Source organism: Halanaerobium saccharolyticum subsp. saccharolyticum DSM 6643 (genome assembly GCF_000350165.1).
Taxonomy (GTDB): domain Bacteria; phylum Bacillota; class Halanaerobiia; order Halanaerobiales; family Halanaerobiaceae; genus Halanaerobium; species Halanaerobium saccharolyticum.
In genome coordinates, this window is sequence record NZ_CAUI01000005.1 from 326,096 (window position 1) to 350,261 (window position 24,166).

At 32.1% G+C, this 24,166-nt stretch carries 23 protein-coding genes; 16 read left to right on the forward strand and 7 right to left on the reverse strand.

Annotation, left to right across the window (positions count from 1 at the left end; genetic code table 11):
- Genes HSACCH_RS01970 through HSACCH_RS01980 form a run of 3 tightly spaced genes read left to right on the forward strand, consistent with a single transcriptional unit; the run spans position 1 to position 2,499 of the window.
- Positions 1-975, forward strand: a complete 975-nt coding sequence (locus tag HSACCH_RS01970; RefSeq protein ID WP_005487430.1) for an ABC transporter substrate-binding protein — start codon at positions 1-3, stop codon at positions 973-975.
- Positions 965-1,735 (forward strand): ABC transporter permease, encoded by a 771-nt coding sequence (locus HSACCH_RS01975; protein WP_005487432.1) that lies wholly within the window; start codon positions 965-967, stop codon positions 1,733-1,735. The genes HSACCH_RS01970 and HSACCH_RS01975 overlap by 11 nt, the downstream gene beginning before the upstream one ends.
- Positions 1,732-2,499 (forward strand): ABC transporter ATP-binding protein, encoded by a 768-nt coding sequence (locus HSACCH_RS01980; RefSeq protein ID WP_005487433.1) that lies wholly within the window; start codon positions 1,732-1,734, stop codon positions 2,497-2,499. Before HSACCH_RS01975 ends, HSACCH_RS01980 begins: the two co-directional genes overlap by 4 nt.
- Here HSACCH_RS01980 and HSACCH_RS13985 read toward each other — a convergent pair.
- Positions 2,456-2,959, reverse strand: a complete 504-nt coding sequence (locus tag HSACCH_RS13985; protein ID WP_200858864.1) for a hypothetical protein — start codon at positions 2,957-2,959, stop codon at positions 2,456-2,458. The two genes, HSACCH_RS01980 and HSACCH_RS13985, sit on opposite strands and share 44 nt — an antisense overlap.
- Positions 2,960-3,372: 413 nt before the next feature.
- Positions 3,373-4,080, reverse strand: a complete 708-nt coding sequence (locus HSACCH_RS13990; RefSeq protein ID WP_005487436.1) for a phospholipid carrier-dependent glycosyltransferase — start codon at positions 4,078-4,080, stop codon at positions 3,373-3,375.
- Between the two features lie 218 nt (positions 4,081-4,298).
- Here HSACCH_RS13990 and HSACCH_RS01990 point away from each other — a divergent pair, with 218 nt between their 5' ends.
- From HSACCH_RS01990 to HSACCH_RS02015, 6 genes are all read left to right on the forward strand, one after another.
- Complete coding sequence (locus tag HSACCH_RS01990; protein WP_005487437.1) at positions 4,299-5,219, forward strand: sulfurtransferase; 921 nt, start codon at positions 4,299-4,301, stop codon at positions 5,217-5,219.
- 154 nt (positions 5,220-5,373) lie between these two features.
- Positions 5,374-6,276, forward strand: a complete 903-nt coding sequence (locus HSACCH_RS01995; protein WP_005487438.1) for a rhodanese-like domain-containing protein — start codon at positions 5,374-5,376, stop codon at positions 6,274-6,276.
- Positions 6,277-6,695: 419 nt separating this feature from the next.
- Positions 6,696-7,883 (forward strand): dicarboxylate/amino acid:cation symporter, encoded by a 1,188-nt coding sequence (locus tag HSACCH_RS02000; protein ID WP_005487439.1) that lies wholly within the window; start codon positions 6,696-6,698, stop codon positions 7,881-7,883.
- Between the two features lie 24 nt (positions 7,884-7,907).
- Positions 7,908-8,588 carry a helix-turn-helix transcriptional regulator gene (locus tag HSACCH_RS02005; RefSeq protein ID WP_005487440.1) on the forward strand — a complete coding sequence of 227 codons (681 nt, stop codon included), beginning with the start codon at positions 7,908-7,910 and terminating at the stop codon, positions 8,586-8,588.
- A gap of 83 nt (positions 8,589-8,671) precedes the next feature.
- Positions 8,672-9,886 (forward strand): threonine ammonia-lyase, encoded by a 1,215-nt coding sequence (gene ilvA, locus HSACCH_RS02010; RefSeq protein ID WP_005487442.1) that lies wholly within the window; start codon positions 8,672-8,674, stop codon positions 9,884-9,886.
- Positions 9,887-9,965: 79 nt separating this feature from the next.
- Positions 9,966-10,346, forward strand: coding sequence for a RidA family protein (locus tag HSACCH_RS02015; RefSeq protein WP_005487445.1), 381 nt, complete (start codon positions 9,966-9,968; stop codon positions 10,344-10,346).
- Positions 10,347-10,438: 92 nt separating this feature from the next.
- Here the strand turns inward: HSACCH_RS02015 and HSACCH_RS02020 are convergent, their stop codons facing one another.
- From HSACCH_RS02020 to HSACCH_RS02040, 5 genes are all read right to left on the reverse strand, one after another.
- Positions 10,439-11,233 carry an ABC transporter ATP-binding protein gene (locus HSACCH_RS02020; RefSeq protein WP_005487447.1) on the reverse strand — a complete coding sequence of 265 codons (795 nt, stop codon included), beginning with the start codon at positions 11,231-11,233 and terminating at the stop codon, positions 10,439-10,441.
- A gap of 43 nt (positions 11,234-11,276) precedes the next feature.
- Positions 11,277-12,338: a taurine ABC transporter substrate-binding protein gene (locus HSACCH_RS02025; RefSeq protein ID WP_005487449.1), complete on the reverse strand. Its 1,062-nt coding sequence runs from the start codon at positions 12,336-12,338 to the stop codon at positions 11,277-11,279.
- Positions 12,339-12,376: 38 nt separating this feature from the next.
- Complete coding sequence (locus HSACCH_RS02030; RefSeq protein ID WP_005487451.1) at positions 12,377-13,240, reverse strand: ABC transporter permease; 864 nt, start codon at positions 13,238-13,240, stop codon at positions 12,377-12,379.
- 263 nt (positions 13,241-13,503) lie between these two features.
- On the reverse strand, positions 13,504-15,201 hold the full coding sequence (locus HSACCH_RS02035) for an FAD-dependent oxidoreductase (protein WP_005487452.1): 1,698 nt from the start codon (positions 15,199-15,201) through the stop codon (positions 13,504-13,506).
- Between the two features lie 89 nt (positions 15,202-15,290).
- Positions 15,291-16,550 carry a YeeE/YedE family protein gene (locus HSACCH_RS02040; protein ID WP_005487454.1) on the reverse strand — a complete coding sequence of 420 codons (1,260 nt, stop codon included), beginning with the start codon at positions 16,548-16,550 and terminating at the stop codon, positions 15,291-15,293.
- A 472-nt stretch (positions 16,551-17,022) separates the two neighbouring features.
- On the opposite strand from HSACCH_RS02040, the gene HSACCH_RS02045 reads away from it, so the two are divergent.
- The 7 genes from HSACCH_RS02045 to HSACCH_RS02075 all read left to right on the forward strand — a co-directional run bounded on the left by HSACCH_RS02045 (position 17,023) and on the right by HSACCH_RS02075 (position 24,114).
- Positions 17,023-17,931, forward strand: a complete 909-nt coding sequence (locus HSACCH_RS02045) for a DMT family transporter (protein ID WP_005487456.1) — start codon at positions 17,023-17,025, stop codon at positions 17,929-17,931.
- 60 nt (positions 17,932-17,991) lie between these two features.
- Entirely contained in the window at positions 17,992-18,477 is a 486-nt protein-coding gene (locus tag HSACCH_RS02050) for a flavodoxin family protein (protein ID WP_005487458.1), read from the forward strand.
- Between the two features lie 128 nt (positions 18,478-18,605).
- Positions 18,606-19,052, forward strand: a complete 447-nt coding sequence (locus HSACCH_RS02055) for a hypothetical protein (protein WP_005487460.1) — start codon at positions 18,606-18,608, stop codon at positions 19,050-19,052.
- 31 nt (positions 19,053-19,083) lie between these two features.
- Positions 19,084-21,021, forward strand: a complete 1,938-nt coding sequence (locus HSACCH_RS02060) for a copper-translocating P-type ATPase (protein WP_005487462.1) — start codon at positions 19,084-19,086, stop codon at positions 21,019-21,021.
- A gap of 196 nt (positions 21,022-21,217) precedes the next feature.
- Positions 21,218-23,059, forward strand: a complete 1,842-nt coding sequence (locus HSACCH_RS02065) for a heavy metal translocating P-type ATPase (protein ID WP_005487463.1) — start codon at positions 21,218-21,220, stop codon at positions 23,057-23,059.
- A gap of 71 nt (positions 23,060-23,130) precedes the next feature.
- Positions 23,131-23,346 (forward strand): cation transporter, encoded by a 216-nt coding sequence (locus HSACCH_RS02070; protein ID WP_005487464.1) that lies wholly within the window; start codon positions 23,131-23,133, stop codon positions 23,344-23,346.
- Positions 23,347-23,445: 99 nt separating this feature from the next.
- Positions 23,446-24,114 (forward strand): Crp/Fnr family transcriptional regulator, encoded by a 669-nt coding sequence (locus tag HSACCH_RS02075; RefSeq protein WP_005487465.1) that lies wholly within the window; start codon positions 23,446-23,448, stop codon positions 24,112-24,114.
- Positions 24,115-24,166: the final 52 nt, after the last annotated feature.

Consider the following 24,166-nt stretch of genomic DNA (forward strand, 5'->3'; position numbering starts at 1 on the left):
ATGAAAAAATATATTTCAATTTGTATAATTTTATTTTTAGTATTATTTCTTATACCTGGCTGCAGCAGTGAACAAAACTCAAAAGAGAAGACTATAGTTATTGCCGAACAATATGGACTGGCATATGCTCCTGTACAGCTTATAAAAGAACTTAAGTTTTTAGAAGAGAATTCTGAATTAAAAGTTGAATGGAAACAGCTGAGCAATACTACAGCAATTAGAGAAGCAATGCTGGCAGGAGAAGTTGATGTTGGTTTTATGGCCATCCCCCCTTTTTTAATAGCTAAAGATAAAGGGATGGATTGGAAAATCATTTCTGGTCTTTCCGAAAGTCCACTTGGTTTAATGAGCAATAAGGAGAATATAAATTCTCTTGCTGATTTTAAAGCTGAAAATCGAATTGCTTTGCCCCAACCAGGAAGTATTCAGCATATTTTATTATCCATGGCAGCTGAAAATGAACTTGGTAATGCAGAGGCATTTGATGACCAGCTTTTAACTATGAATCATCCAGATGCCATGAATTCGCTTTTAGCAGGGAAGGAGCTTAGTGCTCATTTTGCATCGCCTCCGTATCTATTTTTAGAGAGCAGAGAGTCAGGGATTAAGCAAATCTTAAGCGCCAAAGATGCTTTCGAGGGTGATTTTACTTTTATTGTTGGAGTAAGTACTATTCAATTTTATCAATCAAATTCTAAAAACTACCAACTTTTTGAAGAAGCTTTAACTAAAGCAATAAAATATATTAATGAAAAGCCAGATGAATCTGCAGAAATTCTGGCAGCTAATTATAATTTAAATAAAAAAGAATTAGCAGAATACTTAAGCTGGCCGGGAATGAGATACACGCAAGAGATTAAGGGGTTGGAAAAATTCATGAAGTTTATGGCTGCTGAAGGTTATTTAAGCCGGGGAGATTATCCAATTTCAGAACTTATTTTTGATCAGGGGACAGCTGATTCAGATGAAAAATAAATATTTGCAGAGGCTAATTTGGATTATTATTCTAGCCATTAGCTGGCAGTTAACAGCATTAAGTAATGTTTTTTCTGAAATGATATTTCCAGGACTTGATAAGATATTTTTATCTTTAATTAAGGGTTTTATAGATGGAGATTTGCTCAAACAGATTTATTTTTCACTTTCAATTATTTTTCAAGGATTATTTATTAGCACAACTACAGCCTTGCTTTTATCACTTATAGCTTATTTTTCAAAAACAGCTGCTAGTTTAATTGATACACTTACAGCACTGGCTCATCCGTTGCCAGGAATTGCTTTAATGCCTTTGATTTTAATCTGGTTTGGTTCTGGTAAAACTGCAATATTGATTGTAATTATTCATTCAGTATTATGGCCTTTAGTTTTAAATATCAGTACAGGCTTTAACTCTATTCCAGAAATTTATACCTTAATTGCTGAAAATTATCGTTTGAATAAATTTGAGTTTATGTTCAAAATTTTAATTCCAGCCTCATTTCCTTATTTTATTTCAGGCTTAAAAATAGCCTGGGCCAGATCTTGGCGAGCATTAATAAGTGCTGAAATGTTATTTGGAGCTATAAACAGCCTTGGTGGTTTGGGCTGGTATATCTTTCAAAAAAGAGTATTTTTTGATTTACCTGGTGTTTTTGCAGGGATTATTGTAATAGTTATTATTGGAGTGACAGTAGAAGATTTTATTTTTAATATACTAGAAAATAAGACAGTTAAAAAATGGGGTATGTTAAAATGACTTCATATTTAGAGCTAAAAAATATAGAAAAGAGTTATCCGGCTGAACAAGGAACAATAAAAGTATTGAAAAATATCGAGCTTCAGATTAAAAAAAATGAATTTATTACTATTCTTGGTCCGTCTGGATGTGGTAAATCGACTCTGCTTAAAATTATAGCTGGTTTTTTGAAAGCAGAAAAGGGAAAAATTTTAAAAAAAGAAAAGGAAATAAAAAAAGCTAATTTGGATAGAGTTATGCTTTTTCAGGACTTTGAACAGCTTTTTCCCTGGCAGACAGTACTCAATAATATTATTTTTGCAGTCAAAGCAGCATCTCAAAACAAAAAGGAAAAACTTAATAAAAAAGAAATAGAAAGTAGGGCATTAAACTATTTAAAAGAAGTTAAACTTGCTTCCTATCGTGATTATTATCCACATCAGCTTTCTGGAGGTATGAAACAAAGAGTTGCTCTGGCCAGGACTCTAGCATCAGAATCAGAGATAATGCTGATGGATGAGCCATTTGGTAGTGTTGATAGTCAGACCAGGAGAGAACTCCAACATTTATTAAATGAAATCTGGCAGGAAGAAGAAAAAACAGTTATTTTTGTGACTCATGATATAAGAGAGGCTGTTTTTTTGGCTGACAAGATAGTATTAATGAAAAATGAACCTGGAGAAATAATAGCTGAGGTAGAAAATAATTTAAGTCGCCCCCGCAATAGAAATAGTTTAAAATTTAATCAGCTTTTTGAGCAGCTTCAGTATAAACTTGAGAATTAACTTTATAGATTTTGACTGTCCAGTCCTTTTTATCAATTTCTCTAACTATTCGGATTGCATAAGTCGAATTATTGAATGTTTTAACCAGTCTACTTTTATTTTCTATAAATTTTTGCATCTCTGAATAATAAGGGTATAAGTTTCCATAAAGTATATTCCAGGTGGGTCTTGTTTGATAAATAAAATCCATTTCTTCTGGATAAATTATATATTCAATTTTATTTTTAACTATATAATCTGAAAAAGAAAGATTGCTTTCTTCTAGGTAAGCAAGATTTCGATAGTCAAAAAGACTACCATCTTTAAAATAATAATCAGCATTTAAATTAGCAAGAACCCTGTCATCTTTATCTACAACCTCTGCTATTTGATTTAAATAATCATCATAATTATAATGACTGTCTTCAATTAAGGTAAAAGCTGTGTTTAAGCTTAAGCTAACTGTCAAGACTATAATCAAAACTGAATAAAATTTTATGTCTAAGTCTTTAATTAAATTTAAAAATAGCAAATAAAAAATAGGGAAAATAAAAATAATTGATGTCTGATTATATCTACCAATTATAAAGTAACCGACATTTATTGCTATTAGACTTAATATTAAATATAAATTTAGTCTATCTTTTTTCAAAAATGTTTTTACTAGAGAAGCTAAAAAAGTAAAAGCAAAAAATATAAATTGTAATTTAATTGGTGGAATGTAATAAGTTCCGCTAATTCTATAAAATAATTTTTGATAGAAATACTTAAAGTTTTCTAATTTAGTTGTAAAAGAATTTAAAACACCTAATTCAGCCCCATAACTGCTGTAATTATTAATAAAGTTAGGATCAAATTTAAAGCTAAGATAAATGAATAAAAGTGCACAAACCCCTAAAGAAATCGCAAAAATGAAATAGCTTTTAAAAAAATTTTTTTATTAGAAAGTAAATAATAACTATATATAAAAATAAAGGGGAGAGCAATAATAAATGAATTAGGATGAAAACCGATTGCTGATCCCAAAATTATTCCGAGAGTAATGTTCTCTTTAATTTTTGGGCTTGATTTTAAATTATAATTATTAATATTTTTATTTTTAAGATCAATAATCTTTTTTAAAAAATAATAAAAAGCAGCTAAGAAGATAAAAACTAAAATAATTTCCTGACGTGCTAAGTGAGAGCTATAAATAAAATGAATATCAACTGCCAATATAAGTAGTGCTGACAAACTTAAAATTTTAGATTTAGTTATCAAAAATGAAATTTTATAAAAAATATAAAGAGATAAACTTCCAGTTAGTAGTGAAATTAATCTGAAAGCAAATATTTTATAGCCAAAAATTTTGATAAATATAATCTGGATTAGGTGAAAGAATATTTTTATGGCATGTGGATATCGGGGCAACAGATCAAAAAAACTTTCTGTACTTGCTAAATTACCAGTTAACATAATCTTTCTTGAAAGACCACTTAACCAGGCTTCATCTGAATGGATGAAAGGAAAAGTTGTTAGGAAAGAAATGTTTATAATAAAAAAGATTAGAATTAAATGCCAAGCATTTATTTTTTTTAGTTTTTCTTTTAATAAAGTTAACATAATAAAACTCCCTAAAAAATATTTTTAGCTTACAATGATTATATCATAGGTGTTCTTAGCTTTTAAAATAAATGCTTGAAATAAATAAGAATAATTAATTTTCATTTGATAATTGAATATACTATTAGCAAATGTTATAACTAAAAGGTCCTAATATGTTTTATAATATTAATAGAGATTGTTCCAATTTTAACAATATAAATATTGGAGGTGGAAAAATGAAAAAGACTGCAAAAATATTGTTTCTTCTATTAGTTTTTGCGATTGTTCTTACAGGCTGTGAAGCAGATATTTCTGTGCCCGGTGAAGTGGGACAGGATATAATTACAGCAGATGAAGCTTTAAAGGTAATGGAGGAAGAAGAGGTAGTTGTGGTTGATGCTCAAAAATCTGGTGATTTTGAAGATCAGCATTTAGATGGTGCAGTAAATATTGCTAGAAATGATATCACCACTTTTGGACCCTATCCTAATATGTTGGCAGATGCTTCTAAAATTGAATCTTCCTTAGGAGATAATGGTATAACTAATCAGTCAAAAGTACTAATATATGATAATAATAATAACATGGATGCAGCACGACTATGGTGGACAATGCTGGTTTATGGTCATAGTACTGATAATATGAAGGTGATAAGCGGTGGTTTAAATGCTTTAGAAGAAGCTGGTGCTACTTTTACTTCGGGTGAGTATGAAGTTGAGGCTCTAGAATATAAAGCAGACGAAAAAAATGAAGATTTAATTGCTACTAAAGATGAAATACTTGCTCAGGTTAATAATCCTAGTGATGATGTCGCAATTCTAGATGTTAGAACTGCAGACGAAGTTAGTGAAGGAATTATTCCGGGAGCTATTCATATTAATTATGTAGATAATAATAAGGATAATGGAGAATTTTATCCACCAAGTTATATTCAAAGATATTATCCTGATAATGATATTACACCAGATAAAGAGGTTATTATGTACTGTCAAACTTCAATTAGAGCTGCACAGAGTTATATAGCTTTACATAATGCTGGCTATAGAGACTTAAAGCTTTATGATGGGGCTTGGATTGAATGGTCATCAGACAGTTCTACACCAAAAGCAATGCCAACTGGTGCACCTGCAGAACCAAGTGCTCAGGATGGTTCCTAAAAAAATTTAGTATTATTAAATGTTAATAGTAAAAGTTCTTGGCCTGGAGTTGAGAGCTTTTATTTAGTCAAGTTTGTGAAATATATTTTAATAAATTTCATTTTTGCAATTTAGTTCAGATTAATTATTTATCAAAAAATTAGGAGGAATATGAATGAGAAAAAGAAGAATTTTATTATCAATGGCACTAGTGGTTATGGCACTGCTTGTAGTTTCAACATCAGCCTTTGCAGTATCCGATGCAGTAGAAGATGCAGTAAATGATTATTTTGCAAACCTTCCAGAAGATAACGCTATGATTGGGGAAGAAGCTTTTGTGGAAAAATTAAAAGCTGGAGAAGATTTATTTGTTCTCGATATCAGACAGCCTGATGTTTATAATGAAGGCCATGTTAAAGGTGCAATTAATTTACCTTGGGGCCCAGATGCAATTGCTGATAACTTAGATAAGTTACCTGCAGATAAAACTATTTATGTTTATTGTTATACAGGTCAGACAGCTAATCAGACTGTAGGTCTTTTAAACTTTGCTGGTTTCGAAACTAAATCAGTTAGATTTGGTTGGAATTTAGGAATTTCAAAGGTAGAAGGTTATGAGAATGTAGTTGAAACTTCCAGTAATCAGTTAGGTGAAGTTACAGATTATGAAATTAATCCAGAAATTAAAACTGCAGTAGTAGATTATTTTAAAGGTCTTGCAGATGTTAGTGATTCAATGTATAAAAACTATAAGATTTCTGAAGATATGCTAAAAATGGCTTTAGATTCTGATGCGGATATGATGGTTGTTTCAATTAGACAGGCAAGTGCTTATGCCGAAGGTCATATTGAAGGTGCAGTAAATATTCCTTGGGGTGCTGGAATGGAACAATATTTCGGTCAGCTTCCACAGGATAAGAAGCTAGTGATCTACTGTTATACAGGTCAAACAGCTGGTCAAACAGTAGCTGGACTAAGAATGTTAGGTTATGATGCTGTATCACTTAATGGTGGTATGGGTACTCCTATGAATGAACCTTATGGTTGGTCAAATAAAGGTTATGAAGTAGTTCAGTAAGCAGATACGCAAAAATATACCAGACATACAAAAATAGAAAGGGCCTTTTTGGGTTCTTTCTATTTTTATTTTAAGTATTTATTAAAAATTTTTAATAATAGCTTGACAAAATGTTGAAATAGTTTTAAAATATAAATGAGGATATTTTCTTAAATCTTAATATTAAAACTAATAATAAATTTTTGCGGTAATAATTATTGCAAAAATATAAGCTATATAAGGTCGGGAAAAGCTGATTTATCAAAAATTAATAAAAGGAGGTTTGGGAGTAATTATAATTACATAAGTCTATCATAAAACTAAATGATAAGAATCAGCTGATTAATGAAATGATCAAATGATTAGTGAAATTATCAAATCTATTACTTATTAAAACTTCACAAAAATTAAAAAACAAAGAATTTAGGGAGTGTTATTAAATGTTAAAAAAAATAGGATTAGTTCCAAGGCTATTATTAGGTATTATTTCTGGTATTATAATTGGAATGTTTTTTCCTGAGACAGTTTCCAGATTACTTTATACATTCACACATATTTTTGGGGAATTTTTAAATTACATAGTTCCATTTGTAATTTTAGCTTTTATTATTCCTGGAATTGCAGAACTTGGTAATAAAGCGGGTCGACTTTTAGGTTCAACTGTTTTAATAGCGTATTGTTCTACAGTTGCCGCAGGAACAGCTGCTTATTTAATCGGTAGTAGAATTGTACCTGCTATTGTAAAGAGTGCTAATGTAGCAAATCCAGAAGAAGGTGGTTTAGAACCATTTTTAACTCTTGAAATACCTGCACTGCTTGGAGTTATGACAGCTCTTGTAACTGCTTTTGTAATTGGTATGGGAATTAATCATATTAGACATAATGGAGATCATCAGAATCTGTATGGATTTATGACAGAGTTTAGAGATATTATTGTTCTTGTTATTGAAAATGTCATTATTCCATTCTTACCATTCCATATTGCTGGTGTTTTTGCTAACATGGCTTATTCTGGTACTGCATTTGAAACATTAAATGTTTTCGGAAAGGTATTTGCTTTAATCATTGCTATGCATCTTGGTTACTTAGTAATTCTTTATACTATTGCTGGTAGTGCTTCCGGTAAAAATCCATTTAAGAGTCTTAAAAACATGATTCCTGCTTATACAACTGCTATTGGTACAATGTCAAGTGCGGCAACAATTCCTGTAACACTAAAAAGTGCTAAAAAGAATAATATTACAGAAAAAATTGCTGACTTTGTAATACCTTTATGTGCGACTGTACACCTTGCTGGTAGTACAATTACCTTAACAACCTGTGCTATTGCTGTTGTTCTGATTCAGGGTGGTACACCAACCTTTGCTTCATTTTTCCACTTTATCTTAATGCTTGGTGTAACAATGGTTGCAGCGCCAGGAGTTCCAGGTGGAGCAGTTATGGCAGCTTTAGGTTTATTAACATCTATCTTAGGTTTTGGAGAAGGTGCAACAGCTTTAATGATTGGACTTTATCTTGCACAAGATAGTTTTGGTACAGCTACTAACGTAACAGGTGATGGAGCGATTGCTATTATAGTTGATGCAATTGGAAAGAAAACTGGATCTATTAAAGAAAAAGTAGCATAATAAAAAATGGGGGCCAGCCAGTTAATGAGAATTTCGGTAGATGAAAAGCGAGAAGTCCATCCTTATCTTGATAATATGAAATCAGTTGCTGAAGGTATATTTCAGTTCTTGGGCAAAGAAGCAGAAGTAGTGTTACATGATTTAAGTAAACCAGAAGAGTCCATAATCTTTATTGCAGGTGAGCTAACAGATAGAGAAATTGGTGGTCCAATTACTGATGTAGGTTTAAAAAGATTAAGAGATGAAAATGATCCTGATGATGTTTTAAATTACAAAAACGAGTTAGAAGATGGAAGAATCTTAAAATCTTCTACAATGTTTGTAACAGATGATAATGGTCAGGTATTAGGTTGTCTCTGTGTAAATTATAATATTACTGATCTTTATATGGTCGAAAATACTATTAAAAATTTCTGTGCTCTTGATAATCAAAAGAAAAAGAGTACTAACGATACAGATACTCAACATGAAATTTTTGCTGACGATATAAATGATGTAATGGAAAAAATGATTAGTAATGCTATCAAAGATGTAGAAAAACCAATTCCCTATATGGAAAAGAATGATAAAATAAAGGTTATTGAATACTTAGATAAGAAGGGAGCATTTATGATTAAAGGTGCTGTTGATCATACTGCAGAGAAGTTAAATGTTTCCCGCTATACTATTTATAATTATCTTAAAGAAGTGGATAATAATAAATAATATAAAAAATAATCTTAATTTATAGGGAAAGGCTTCAACCATAAAAAATGACAATTTCATGTTAATTATTAAGGAGGAAAAGGATGGCTGTTGTTAGTTTAGAAGATATAAAAACTGCTCGTGAAAAGTTAAAAGGTGTTGCTATAAAGACTGATTTAGATAAATCAAGAACATTCAGTAAAATGAGTGGGAATGAAGTTTATTTGAAGCTGGAAAATTTACAGAGAACAGGTTCCTTTAAAATTCGTGGTGCCTATAATAAAATAAGTAATTTAACTGAAGCTGAAAAGAAAAATGGTGTAGTTGCTGCTTCAGCAGGAAACCATGCTCAAGGGGTTGCTTTAGCAGCAACCCAGATGGGTATCAAATCTACAATAGTTATGCCAGAAGGAGCACCAATTGGTAAGATAAATGCGACTCAAGGTTATGGTGCTGATGTAATTTTAAGTGGTGAGAGCTATGATGAGGCTCATGCAGAAGAAGAAAGATTTGCTAAGGAAAATGGAGCGACAATTATTCCTGCATTTAATGATCCAGATGTAATTGCGGGTCAGGGTACTATCGGTCTTGAAATTCTAGAAGATTTACCTGATGTAGATGTGGTAATTACTCCTATTGGAGGAGGAGGACTGCTTTCTGGTGTTGCAGTTGCTCTAAAAGAATCAAATCCTGATATAGAGGTTATAGGTGTTGAAGCTGCAAATGCTGCCTGTATGTCTGAATCTATGAAGCAGGGTTGTCTTGCTAATTTAGATAAAGTTGAGACAATAGCTGATGGAATTGCAGTTAAATGTCCTGGAGATATAACATATAAAATAATCTCTGAATATGTTGATCACATAGTAACTGTTGAAGAAGAAGAAATTGCTCATGCTATATCATTACTTATGGAAAGAGCTAAACTTATTGTTGAAGGAGCTTCAGCAACAACTCTAGCAGCTGTATTAAATGATAAAATAAATATTCAAGGCAAAAAAATTGCAATTGTGTTAAGTGGAGGTAATATAGATTTAGATATGATTTCCACAATTATTGATAGAGGTATGATTAAAGCAGGAAGACGGATTAGTTTTGAAACATCTCTATTTGATAAACCAGGAGCACTAAGAGACCTGCTATCTGTTATTAGTGAAACTGGAGCAAATGTAATTTCAGTTACTCATGATAGACTTACACCAGAAATTTCTATAAAACATGCACAAGTTCAGGTAAGTTTAGAAACTAAAAATTCAGAGCATGTTAAAGAAATAATAAAAACTCTAGAAAACCATGATTATGAAATTAAAGGTTTAAAATAAATTTTAGATTTAATTTAATATAATTAATTAAATCTAATTTGCTATTTCTAAAAAATAAAAATAATAGGAGGAATATAAAATGGCAAAAGAAATTATTCATACAGATCAAGCACCAGCAGCAGTAGGTGCATATTCACAGGCGGTTAAGGCAGGTAATACAGTTTATTTATCTGGACAGATTGCTATCGATCCAGAAACTCAAGAAATTATAGATGGTGGAGTTGAGGAGCAGGCAAAGAGAGTTTTAAAAAATCTTAAAGCCGTTCTAGCAGCAGCAGATTGTACATTTAAAGATGTTGTTAAATCAGAGATTTTCCTTGATGACATCAATGATTTTTCTGCGGTAAATGATATTTATGCAGAATACTTTAAAGAAGAGCCACCAGCAAGAGCTTGTGTAGAAGTAGGCAGCTTACCAAAAGGTGTAGCAGTTGAAATTTCACTTGTTGCTGTAAAATAAAGTTTTAACTAAATAAGAACTTTAAAAACCCCCATGTCATTTTGATATGGGGGTTTTCTCTATAAATTATTAAATTATATTTTAAATATCCTTTAATCAATTTGACTGTGAATAATATCCATAATTTCGTTTTTAACTTTAAAGTAATCATCATTATAAATAACTTCTTTAGTTCCTTTTTTAAAGATTTGATCAGTAAAATCAACATTAAAAATTCTAATGATTTCTCCAGGTTGTTTAGACATTACTACAACCCTATTTGCCAGCAGCAAAGCTTCATCTACATCATGAGTAATAAAAAATATTGTAGTATTATTTTCCTCCCAGATATTTCTAATTAAATTCTGCATATTTTCTCTGGTTAAAGCATCTAGAGCACCAAAAGGTTCATCCATCAAAACAACCTGTGGATAATTGGCCAGGACTCGGGCAATAGCCACCCTCTGTTTCATTCCACCGGATAATTCGAATGTATAATTTTCACCAAAACCGCTCAAATTTACCTCTTCCAAAAAATATTCACGGATATCTTCGATTTCAGCCTTAGGTAAATCTCTCATTTTGGGACCAAATTCAACATTTTCATTGACTGTCATCCAGGGATAAAGTGTTGGAGATTGAAAGACGACTCCTCGGTGCCAGTCGGGACCATCAACTTCCTTGCCCTGCATTAAAACTTTGCCAGAAGTAGGATTTACATAACCAGCAATACATTTAAGCAGAGAACTTTTTCCACAACCAGAAGGTCCTAAAACACAGATGAATTCACCCTTATTAATTTCTAGATTAATATTTTTTAGAGCTAGAGTGGAGTTAATACTTTCTCCATATTCTAAGCTCATATTTTCAATTTTAATTAAGCTCTCTTTTTCTTTTTGAGCAGCCATAAAATATATCCTTTCTTATCTAAATTAATTTATCTAAATTATTTTAATAGTTAGTTTGGTCATTTTCTAGAGACATTTTGATATATTCTGGATTAACATATTCATTAAATGCGGCTTGAGAAGGTGATTCTTCTATAGAACCTTGAGCCTGCAGAAAATCAGAGGTATCTTTCATAATTTCAGCAAATTTTCCGGGTTCATCTACAGTACCAAAGAAATCAGAACTCAAGAGCTCTTCCCGAGTTTTCCAGGTAGTGCCCTGCATTTGATGTAAAGCAACTTCTGTTTCAAGACCTAATTTATCTCCAGCAATTTTTGCAGCTTTTTCTGGATCATTTCGATAAATATTTCCAGCTTGATTCAAAGCAGATATAAAATCAGCAACTAATTCGGGATAATTCTCTGAGAATTTTTTGCGTACAACATCTACATTGGCAGTAATGTATCCTTTATCAGCCATTTCTTTACTATCTGTTAGAGTATAACCATTTTTTAAAAGTTGAGCTAAAGTTGGCTGCCAGGTATAAGCTGCTTTAACATCTCCCCGTTCCCAGGCTGCTACAATTTCGGCAGTCTGCATATCTAATAGTTGAACATCTTCTTCAATTCCTGCTTCCTTTAAAACATTTAAAAGAATATAATGAGCTGTAGAAGCAAAAGGAACAGCAATTCTTTTTCCAACTAAATCTTCAACTTCCTCGATTCCGGAACCATTTTTTACTGCTAGAGCTTCATTTTCTCCCAGTACTTCATGAATCCAGATTAATTCTACATTTAAGTCACGAGCTAAAGCGGTTATTGCATTTGTATTACCCATTGTAGCAAAATCTATACTACCTGAAGCTAGGGCTTGATTTGCTTCAACACCTGAATCAAAAACTCTAGTATTAACTTCAATTCCACGCTCGGTAAAATAATCATCAAAAAATCCTTCAGCGATTGCTATGGTTTGATCATTTGGGACTCTCAATATTCCAAAATTAATTTCATCAGGTAAAGATTCAGCACTATCATTTTGAGTTTGATCGCCACCACAAGCTGTTAAAGTTAAAGCTAAAGCAGTAATTAACAAGAATAACAGTATTTTTTTAGATTTAATTTTCATTTTTTTACCCCCTGTTTTTATTAACTATCCATTTTTTATTATACATGACCTTTCCAGAAAATTATTTTTCGCTCTAGAAATCTTAATCCCGCATCAATAATTACTCCAGTAATTCCCATAATTATGATTCCAACAAAAATAACATCACTTTTTAAAAAGTTAGAAGCATCAAGAACCATCCAACCAATACCAGAGGTTGCTGCAACCATTTCCGAAGAAACAAGAGTTGTATAGGCAACACCAAAGGCTGTTCTAATTCCAGTAAAAATTTCCGGTAAGGAAGCAGGAAGCACAATTTTAAAGAACACATCTTTTTGGGCAGCGCCCAGTGACTTAGCACTTAAAACAAAGTCTTGATTTAGCTTCCTTACTGCTGAAACACAGGCAATATATATTGGAGCAAAAGCAGCTAAAAATAAAAGAATTTGTTTTGAAGTATCATCAATACCAAACCAAAGCACTAAAAGAGTATAATAAGCTAGTGGTGGAAGTGGGCGATAAAACTCAACCACAGAATCAATCACAGCTTCTATTTTATTAAAATAACCACTTAAAAGACCAAGTGGTACGGCAGAAAAAATTGCGAAAAAAAGAGCAACAAATAAACGTTTGAAACTTGCTCCTAAATGAACCCAGAGTGGAACCCCATTATATCCATTTTCCAATATTCTAAGAAAAGCTCGCCAAACCCTTACTGGTCCTGGCAGCAGAGTAGGGGTGAAAATTCCTAATTTTGTAATTACATACCATAAAATAAAGATAGAAGCCCAGGTTAAGAAAGTTAAGGCCCTTTCTGTTTTGCTTTTTTTATTTTTATTTGATTCTCTGCTGATAGTTTTTTCAGCATTTTGAGAAGCATTAGATTTTTCTTTTTTATTATTTTGATTATTATCTAAAGCCATTTATTTACACGTCCTTATAATTAAGACTATCTTTTTGAACATTAGTCATATACTACCATCAAAGATATCATATTTATTCCAAATTATCAATTTTAAAAGCGATAATATATGATTAAAAAGACCACCAAGTTTAAGCTTGATGGTCTGATTAATAGAGCACCTGGTATCTGAAGTGATTTTCAGATTCTGGTATCTTTTGATTTTATATTTTTTTAGTTAGTAAGAGTTAATTTAATAATTTTTTAATATTCGGTAACAAAACTTTAGTTAAAATTATATTCTGTTACAATTTTTTTACGATCAGTTGTCTGATCTAAGAAATATTCGTAGAAGCAGATACCTAAGAATGAACCAGAGACATTAATCACATTATCATAGCCTCGACCCTGCAGTGCTAAAACTGCATTGTAACTTCTCTGACCTGAACGACAGTGTAAGTATACTGGTCTATCTTTAGGTATTTCATCTGTTCTTTCTCTTAGTTCACTTAAAGGAATATTAACTGAATTAATTAAGTGTCCAGCTTGATATTCATCTTCTTCACGAACATCTACAATAAAAGCATCATTTTCAACTAATTCTCTAACCTTAGTTACTGGAACCTGATTATAGCGGTTATTAATTAAGTTTGTGGCAACTAAAGTAGATTGATTAACAGCATTTCTTGGAGTAGAAAATAGAGGAGCATAAGCAAGCTCTGATTCTGTCAATTCTTCTACTGTAGCATCCATTAAAATTGCTGTTGCCATCACATCAATTCTTTTATCTACATTACCTTTACCTACAGCCTGAGCACCTAAAATTTTACCTGTTGGTACTTCGTAAATCAATTTAAAGTGTAAAGGATTAGCATCTGGCATTAAACCAACTTTATCTGTTGGAATAATATAGACAAAGTCATAAGAAATACCAGCATCTTTTAGCTGCTTTTCATTTAAACCAGTTGCTGCTGCATTATAATCAAAAGCTCTAATTACTGAAGTACCAATTACTCCATTATTTTTTGTAGGAATATTATAGATATGGTTAGCTGCAGCTCTGGCCTGTCTTTGAGCAGGTCCAGCAAGTGGCAATCTTGTTTTGGAACGAGCAATTTTAGAATAAACTTCGATTACATCTCCTACAGCATAAATATCAGGATCACTCGTTACATAATTATGATTTACTTCAATTCCACCTGTTTCTCCGATTTTAAGTCCTGCATCTTCAGCCAGCTCTGTTTCTGGACTAACACCGATAGCTAAAACAACTGCCTCTGCATCAATCTTTTTACCAGATTTTAAAACTACGTGGTCATCATTAACCTCAGTTAATGGATCTGATACAACAACATCAACTCCATTATCATAAAGTTCTTTTTGAATAATTTGAGCCATATCAAAATCAAAAGGCTGCATTACCTGATCCATAGCTTCTACTAAAGCTACATTTTTATCAGAGTGAATAAAGTTTTCAGCAATTTCAACTCCAATATATCCAGCACCGATTACTGCTACGTTTTCTACATTGTTTTCTTTTACATACTGATTTAACTTATCAATATCAACTACATTACGGATAGTAAAGACATTATCATTGTTTACACCCTTAATACTTCCTGGTCTAATTGGATTAGCACCAGGAGAGAGTACTAATTTATCATAGTCTTCAGTATATGTTTCTCCTTTTTCTAAATTTTTAACTTCTACAGTTTTTTCTTCTCTATTGATGCTTAAAACTTCATTATTAACCCGAGCATCAATATTATACTGTTCAGCAAATTTAGAAGGGCACATTAAAACTAAATCATCACAGTCTCTAACAACCCCACTTAAATGATATGGTAAAGCACAATTTGAGAATGAAACATGTGGTCCGCGTTCAAACATTATAATTTCTGCATCTTCGTCTAATCTTCTTGCTCTAGCAGCTGTACCTGCACCACCAGCTACTCCCCCAACAACTAAGATCTTTTTACTCATATTTTATTCCTCCTGTAAATTTTGTATTATTAATCACTGACTTAGCTACTATTTACTTGTTAGCTCAGCCAGCATGTTACTTATTAATTTTAAAATACTTTTTCACTAAATTTATTACTAATAACTCCACCAATTATCATAAAGATCAAGAAAACCCAGCCTGATAAAGAAAAGTTAGAAATTGGAGTGAATAATGCACCAACATTACAACCCTGAGCTACACGAGTACCAAAGCCCATTGTTAATCCTCCAAGAGAATACATTAGCACTTGTTTTTTGTTAATATGCAGTTCACTATTAAAGAATTCCACAAATTTGCCTGCAGTTAATAGATAAATAACTGCACCAACTAAGATACCAAAGTTCTGGACAGAAGTTTGATGTTCAAAGAAAGGTGTTATAAAGTTTTGGGCTGATAATTGAGTGAATTCTGCAATAGCTTCGGCAGAAATACCAAATAACATTAATATTTTACCAAACCAGATACCGTAGGCCTGAGATACTCCCCAACCATATCCTGTTACTCCCATCATTACTGTAACAATTACCGCTAACGCAATAGCTCCCTGTTTTAAGGTCCATGGTTTTTCAACAAGGTGGTAATAAGTATCAGAACTAAACAATTTGAAATTTTTCAAATCCATAGGTTCTAAGTTTTCCTGAATTTTTTCTATTTCCAAGCCGCTGTATTCACCATTCAATTTTTTACGCTTTTCGTAATAATAGGATAAAAAGGTAAATAGTAAACAGATTGCACCAAAAACAGTTAAGGCTCCTAAATAGCCTTCAAAACCATCTCCCTGAAATAAGTCTGGCAGAAAAACACCGCCCATTGTTCTATAACCAATATAACTGCTGATCCATGATTCTTGAACCCAGCTAGCAGTATATTGAACGGGAAAACCTACAAATACTCCTATCATAAAGAAAATTAAAGTTGTAAATGCACGTGGTAGAGCCTGAGGTAAATCAGTCAAAACACCACTAGCACAACAAACTGAAATAGACATTCCAAAGCCAAATAAGAAACCTCCCAACATTAAGCCAATGTTAATTGGTTTAATCCAAAGGTTGTAGCTTGCTGGATCTTTACCAAATAAAAAAGCAGTCATTAAAACGGCTGTGATAAAGAACATAAATAGCATAGCTCTCATTAATTTAGTTGAACCAGTTCTATAAGCTCTATTGACACTACCGGCAAATCCAGTGTAAGCTCTGGCTAGAGCATAACCCAGTCCTGATCCGGCTAACAATCTAAAAAATAAAAGATCTGTTTTTAGCCAAAATTTGGCTGCTGCTAAGATTATAATAATAGCTGTGAATCCTAAAACTTTTTCAAATTTTTTCATTAAAAAGTTCCCTCCTTATATTTTTTGAATATCAAATAACTTTGTTCTAAAATTCGCAAAACTAAACAAAAAACCAAGCAAAAAACCAAAAAAAATTATACTAAATTCAAACAAAAGTTATTTATAATATTATTCACAAGTTTCTATACCAATTATATACTATTTATTAACAATACTAAAATAATAATATCTTATGTTGGATAACTTTATTTTATATTGGAAGTATATCTCCCATTACAGCATATAAACAGAGTATTTTAAACTTAGAATGAGAAGATAAGTTAAGTTTAATATTAGTCTCTAATAAAGCTTTAAAAAGGATTTATTTAAGTATTAAATTTCACTTAAAAGATTGCCAATTATTAAACTTAAAATAATCAACAAAAACCCCTTTACATAATCAATAAGTACTTGTATAATTATTGACAGTTAAATTTTTAAAGTCACAAATTAAATTAAAGAGGTGTTAAAAGTGGATGATGATGAGAAGGGTATAATGTATATGGTTCTATCTTCAGTATTTTTTGCTTTAATGGTAGGTGCAGTTAAGTTTTTAGGTGATATTCCACTGGCTGAAAAAATATTTTTCAGAAATCTTGTTGGTATATTTTTTGCTCTCTTTATGATTAACAAAAATGATAAAAATATTAGGGCGAATAACTTAAATATTGTTTTATTAAGAAGTTTTATAGGCGTTTTAGGAATTGTAAGTTATTTTTATGCGATTTCACAGATGAAAATGGCTGATGCTGTTATTTTAAATAAAACTTCTCCATTCTTTGTTATGATTTTTGCTTCAATATTTTTAAATGAGAAGATAAAAAAACCACAGATTTTTTCCCTAGGATTTGCTGTTGTAGGAGCGATTCTTGTAATCAAACCAAGTTTTAGTTCTGAAATGATTCCTGCTTTAATTGCATTAAGTGCCGGGATATTATCAGGTATATCTTATACTCTTTTAAGACATTTAAGAAAAAGTGACTCATCTGAAACTATTGTTTTGTTTTTCTGTACTTTTTCAACATTATCAACAGTACCTTTTCTTTTTTGGGGTAACTTTGTTATTCCAAATTTAAAAGAAGCAGTTGCTCTTTTTGCGCTTGGAATTTTTGCAGTTATTGCTCAACTGCTTGTTACTCAGGCCTATCGTTTTAGCGAGGCAGGAGAAGTTTCTATTTATGCTTATACAAATATAGTTTTTTCAGCTTTGATTGGTTTAATATTTTTCAATGAAATGCTTGATTCATTAAGTATCTTGGGAGGATCAGTAATAATAACAGCTGGTTTTATTAACTTTTATGCAGCTAGAATGCGTAAGTCAGAAAAAGCTGTTAAAAGTAATAATGTTGCTGCCAAAAAAGCAGCTGCAAATATTTCTTAGATTAAAATTTATAAAAATCAAAAACATAAATATTAAATTTATCAGGAGGGGATTTATTAGATGAACATATCTATATTATATCATAGTGAAAGCGGCAATACAGAAAGCGTAGCTGAAATTATTGAAAAGGGCTGTCTTAAAGTTAAAGAGGTTAAAACAAAAGTGATGTCAATTGAAGAGGTTGATATTGAATTTGTTAATTCTTCTCAGGCTATTATTTTGGGTAGCCCAACCTATACTGGAGATATCAGCTGGCAGATGAAATCATTTTTAGATAGAAACAAAAAAATTAATTATAAAGATAAGTTAGGCGCTGTATTTGCAACCGAAAATTTTATTGGCGGAGGCGCTGACTCAGCTTTACTTACCTTGATCAGTCATCTGCTTGTTAAAGGAATGATAGTTTATTCAGCTGGAGCTTCAGAAGGAAAACCGTATACTCATTTTGGAGCTGTCTGTATTCAGGCAGGTAATAAAAATCAAAAAGAAAGAGCCGAGATTTTTGGGGAAAGAATTTCAAAAAAAACAGTTGAATTATTTAGTTAGATTAAATTTAGACCCTTCCAAACTGGAGGGGTTTTTGACTATCTTAATTCAGAGTGTTATACTATATTTAAATACATCATAGGGGTATATTAAAAATAAAATTATTGTTAATTAAAAGAGGGATAATTATGAAAAAAACATTTAGACTAATTTCGATTTTTATATTGCTTGCTTTAATAATTTTTGCTGTTGGGGAATATTCAATTTGTGGAATATTTTATACTATGAGAGGAGAGGGACTTGAGCATCAGATGTTGATGTTTTCAGCTTTTACAGGTGATATGTTTATAGCGCTGGGATTATTTTTGCTGCTTGCTTTTGTAAATAAAAGAAGTGACTGGTTTTTAAATAAATGGGAACGTAAAGATATAGTGATTCATCTTCTTTATTCTACTTTAATTGCTTTTTATTTTGAAGCCCATGCCCTGCATACTGGTAGATGGGGTTATAATGAAGCAATGCCTTTAGTATATGGAACATCTATTGGTTTAGTTCCGGTTTTGTTTCTTATTATTTTAATTCCCTTAATTTTTTATCTTACTAAAAAAGTATATAAATTTAGATATAATAACTAATACTTTAAAGAATTAGACAGGAGGTATTAAAATGGACCATCAAAAAATGCTAGAAGATTTTAAAAAACGTTTTAAAATATCGTTATTAATCACAGTTCCAATTTTAGTGCTTTCTCCTATGATTCAGAGCTTTTTTGGTTACAGTTTTGAATTTGTAGGCAGTAAATATCTGTTATTTCTACTTTCTACATTAATTTTCTTTTATGGTGGCTGGCCCTTCTTATCAGGTTTAAAAGATGAATTAAGTGATAAACAGCCGGGAATGATGACTTTAATTGCCCTGGCAATTTCTGTCGCTTATTTTTACAGTTCTGCAGTTGTTTTTGGCCTGGAAGGCAGATTTTTCTTCTGGGAGCTGGCAACTTTAATTGTAATTATGCTCTTAGGCCACTGGATTGAAATGAGATCTGTGATGGGAGCTTCTCAGGCTTTAGAAGAACTGGCAAAATTAATGCCGGATGAAGCTCATAAAATAATTGATGGAGAAGTTAAAGAAATTAAAATAAAAGAGTTAAAAAAAGGAGATCAGGTTTTAGTTAAACCGGGAGAAAAAATTCCGGCTGATGGTGTAATTTATGAAGGTAGTTCCTATATAGATGAATCAATGTTAACCGGAGAATCAGAACCAGTTGAACGAGTAGAAGAAGAGGAAGTAATTGGTGGTTCAGTTAACGGAGATAGTTCAATTAAAATTAGAATAGAAAAAGCTGGAGACGAAAGCTATTTATCTCAGGTTATTGAGATGGTAAAAGAATCTCAGGCAGCAAAATCAAAAACTCAAAACTTTGCCGATCGGGCGGCCTTATGGCTGACTATTATTGCCATTACAGCCGGTACATTAACCTTTGGCAGCTGGTTCTATATCACAGGAGATATAGCATTTGCAATTGAGCGAATGGCTACAGTAATGGTTATTACCTGCCCACATGCTTTAGGTCTTGCTATTCCACTGGTTGTAGCCGTTTCTACTACGCTATCTGCTAAAAATGGTCTGCTGATCCGCAACCGGACTGCTTTTGAGAATGCCCGCAAAATAGATACAGTTTTATTTGATAAAACAGGTACTCTAACTGAAGGAGAATTTGGAGTTGAAGCTGTAGAAAGTTTTTCTGATGACTATAATGAGGAAGAGATTTTACAGAAAGCTGCTTCTTTAGAGCAGGAATCAGAACATCCAATCGCAAATGGAATAGTAAAAAAGGCTGACACTGATCAAGTTGAATTACTAAAAGTTGATGATTTCGAAATTATTAAAGGTAAAGGTGTTATTGGACAAATTGAGGGAACTGATATGAAAGCTGTTTCTCCTGGATATTTAAAGGAAAATGAGATTGAAGTGCCAGAAGAAGCCTTAAAAGAAGGACCATTTACTGAAGTATTTATTTTAGAAGCCGGTAATTTAATTGGTATGATTAGATTGGCCGACCAAATTAGAGCCAGTTCCTATGAGGTCGTGCAGAAACTTAAAGATAGAGGAATTAAAGTTAAGATGCTGACCGGAGATAATCAAAAGACTGCAGAATATGTAAGTAATGAGCTTGGTTTAACTGACTTTTTTGCCGAAGTACTGCCCGATCAGAAGCAGGAAAAGGTAGAAGAGCTTCAGGCTGAAGGTGACTTTGTAGCAATGACCGGTGATGGAGTTAATGATGCACCGGCTCTGGCAAAAGCAGATATCGGAATTGCTATCGGTTCTGGTACAGATGTAGCTGCAGAGACTGCAGATATTATTCTGGTTGAAAGTGATCCACTTGATGTCTTAAAGCTGATTGAATTTGGTAGTTTAACTTTTAAGAAGATGCTGCAGAATTTATTCTGGGCTACAGGCTATAACGCCTTTGCAATTCCACTGGCAGCAGGAGTTCTTGCTGGTTTTGGAATTATGATTTCTCCTGCAGTAGGTGCAGTTCTGATGTCAATGAGTACAGTAATTGTAGCAATTAATGCTAAGATGTTAAAGTTTAATTAAGTCTAAAGGAAAATTAATTGTCCTCAAAAAAATACTAATAATATAAAAATGAATATTAATAGATTATAACCTCAGTCACTTTGAAATTTTAAGCTGGCTGAGGTCTTTTTTTTTGCAAAAAATGATTTATATCATAGCTGCCTTCCGAAAAAATAGTTATACTGGTGGTACAAAGTAATCAGGGAGGTTGGTTGAGATGAAAAAGAAATTAAAAATAGTTATTATATCCGGAATTTTAATTGTAGTCGGCTGGTTAAGTAATTTATTAAATTTTGATCCTCTAATTTTTAATACAGCAATGGTTGCGGCGGCAGTAGTTGCTGGTTATCAGGTGGCAATTAGTGCCTATAATACTTTAAAAATGAAAGTGATAAGTATAAATTTATTGGTAACAATAGCTGCAGTAGGAGCAGTTATCATTGGAGAATACTGGGAGGCTGCAGCTGTTACTTTTCTCTTTGCTTTCGGTTCCTATTTAGAGAGTAGAACCACCGCTAAGGCTAGAGATGCGATTAGAGATTTAATGGATTTAGCTCCAAATCTGGCAACAGTGATCAGAGAGGGAGAAGAAAAAGAAATAGCTGCCGAAGAGGTAGAAATAGAAGAAAAAGTAATTGTCAGACCGGGAGAAAAAATCCCGATTGATGGTACTGTAATTAAAGGAGAAAGCGAAGTCAATCAGGCAGCTATTACCGGTGAATCAAAACCGGTCCGAAAGCAAAAAGGAGATGAAGTTTTCAGTGGAACTATAAATAAAAATGGTTATCTGGAAATTGAAACTGAAAAAGTTGGAGATGATACTACTTTTGGTAAAATAATTGAACTTGTCGAAGAAGCTCAGGAGGAGAAAGCTCCAACTCAAAAGTTGATGGAGCGCTTTTCCAAATATTATACACCAGGAATTATTTTGCTTTCAATTATTTCTTACTTTATCAGCGGAAGTGTTAAACTTTCTCTAACTCTGCTGGTTATTGGCTGTCCGGGAGCACTAGTTATTTCGACTCCGATATCTATTGTAGCAGGAATTGGTAATGGAGCCAAAAATGGAATTCTAATCAAAGGGGGTGAATACTTAGAAAAATCAGGAGAAATTGATATGCTTGCCTTTGATAAAACTGGAACCTTAAGTAAAGGAGAAGCAGAAGTTGATCAGATTTTAACTTATAATAAAAATGAAGCAGAAGTTTTAAGACTGGCCGCGATTGCTGAGTTTAATTCTGAACATCATCTGGCCCGTGCCATCAAAAAGAGAGCAGAAAAGACTCTGGAAATAGATATTAATTATCCAGTAAAATTTGAAACTCATACTGGAAAAGGAATAACTGCCCAAATTGATAGTAAAAAAATTACGATTGGAAATAGCAGATTGTTTAAAGAGCAAAATTTTGAAATTCCCAAAAATATTAAGGAAGAAAAAAACAAACTAGAAGAACAGGGTAAAACAGTTGTAGTAATGGCAGAAAATGATAAGATTATAGCTTTAGTTTCCATTGCTGATAAGCCGAGAGAAAATGCCTATAATATTGTAGAAAAATTGAAAAATGTTGGCATCAAAAAGGTAGTGATGTTAACTGGCGACAATGAGAGAATAGCAGAATCAGTTGCTGAAGAGTTAAATCTTGATGGTTACAAAGCCGAATTATTGCCAGAAGATAAAGTGAAGGCAGTAGAAGAATATCAAAAAGAAGGCTATAAAGTAGCAATGGTAGGAGATGGAATAAATGATACACCTTCTTTAGTAACAGCAGATATTGGGATTGCAATGGGAGCAGCCGGTACAGATGCTGCCATTGATACAGCTGATATAACTCTGATGGCAGATAACTTAAATAAGCTTCCCTATACAATTGGATTAAGTAAAGCTTCAAACCGAAATATCAAACAAAATGTTATCTTTGCTGTTTTGGTTGTCTTTGCTTTACTTGCTGGAGTTTTAGGACAAAAAGTATTTCTAGCTTCTGGAATGCTGGTTCACGAGTTGAGTGTATTGATCGTGATTTTTAATGCTATGCGTTTATTGAGATATGATACAGCTTAAACTTAATAATTTTTTAGGAAAAGAAAATATTTAAGAAAGAATTTTAATAATAAAATTTGGAGGTAGTAAAAATGGAAAAAATTAAACTTTATTTAGAAGAGTTGAGTTGTCCGGACTGTGCAAATAAGATAGAACAGGTTCTAAATAAAACAGAAGGAGTCAAAAAAGCTGATGTTCACTATACAACTAGTAAAGCTAATGTAGAGTATGATCCAGAAAAAATAGAAATATCAGGTTTAAAAAAAGCTGTTGCAAAAACAGGATATAAAGTAGAAAAGACTAAATAGATAATAAAGGGCATTTGTTTTCTTGTTTAAATTTAATTAGATAATAGTTATAATAAATAGAGAAAGCAAATGTCCAAATTTATAATTAAGGGTGATATTATGGATTCTTGCAATCATGAGGCATGTGTTAAAAAAGTCCCAATTTTTTCTGATCTAGATCATGAAAAAATTTCTGAATTAAATAATTTGGTCAAACAGAAAAATTTTAAAAATGGAGAATTAATCTATCTAGAAGGAGAAATAGGAAAGAATATCTATATTATTGAATCAGGTCTGGTTAAATTATATAGAAGTAATGAAGAAGGAAATCAATATATACTTAGGTTATTAAAAGAAGGAGATTTTTTTGGAGAATTAGTATTATTTAAAGACGAAGAATTGAGTAGTAGTGCAGAAGCAGTGGGAGAATGCACAATCTGTTTGCTTCCTAAAAATGAACTGGAAAAATTAATTAAATCATCACCAGAACTTTCCTATAAACTCCTATCGGCAATAACCAGCCGTTTAAATAAAACAGAAAATAAGCTGCAGTCTCTAGCCCTGGAGGATGCAAAAGAAAAAACTATGCGTTTATTGTTGGAACTGGCTAAAGAAAATGGAATAAAAAAAGATAACGGTATTTTAATTAATTTACCGCTGAGTCGGGATGGACTGGCAAATTTAATCGGAACTACCCAGGAAACATTGAGCCGCAAATTGTCAGAACTGCAGAAAGAAGAGATTATCTCGCTCCAGGGACAGAAAAAGATTTTAATAAAAAATGATTAAAATAAGAACTAAGTTGTTATTATATTAGTTAGTATTAAGGTGCTTTCTCATT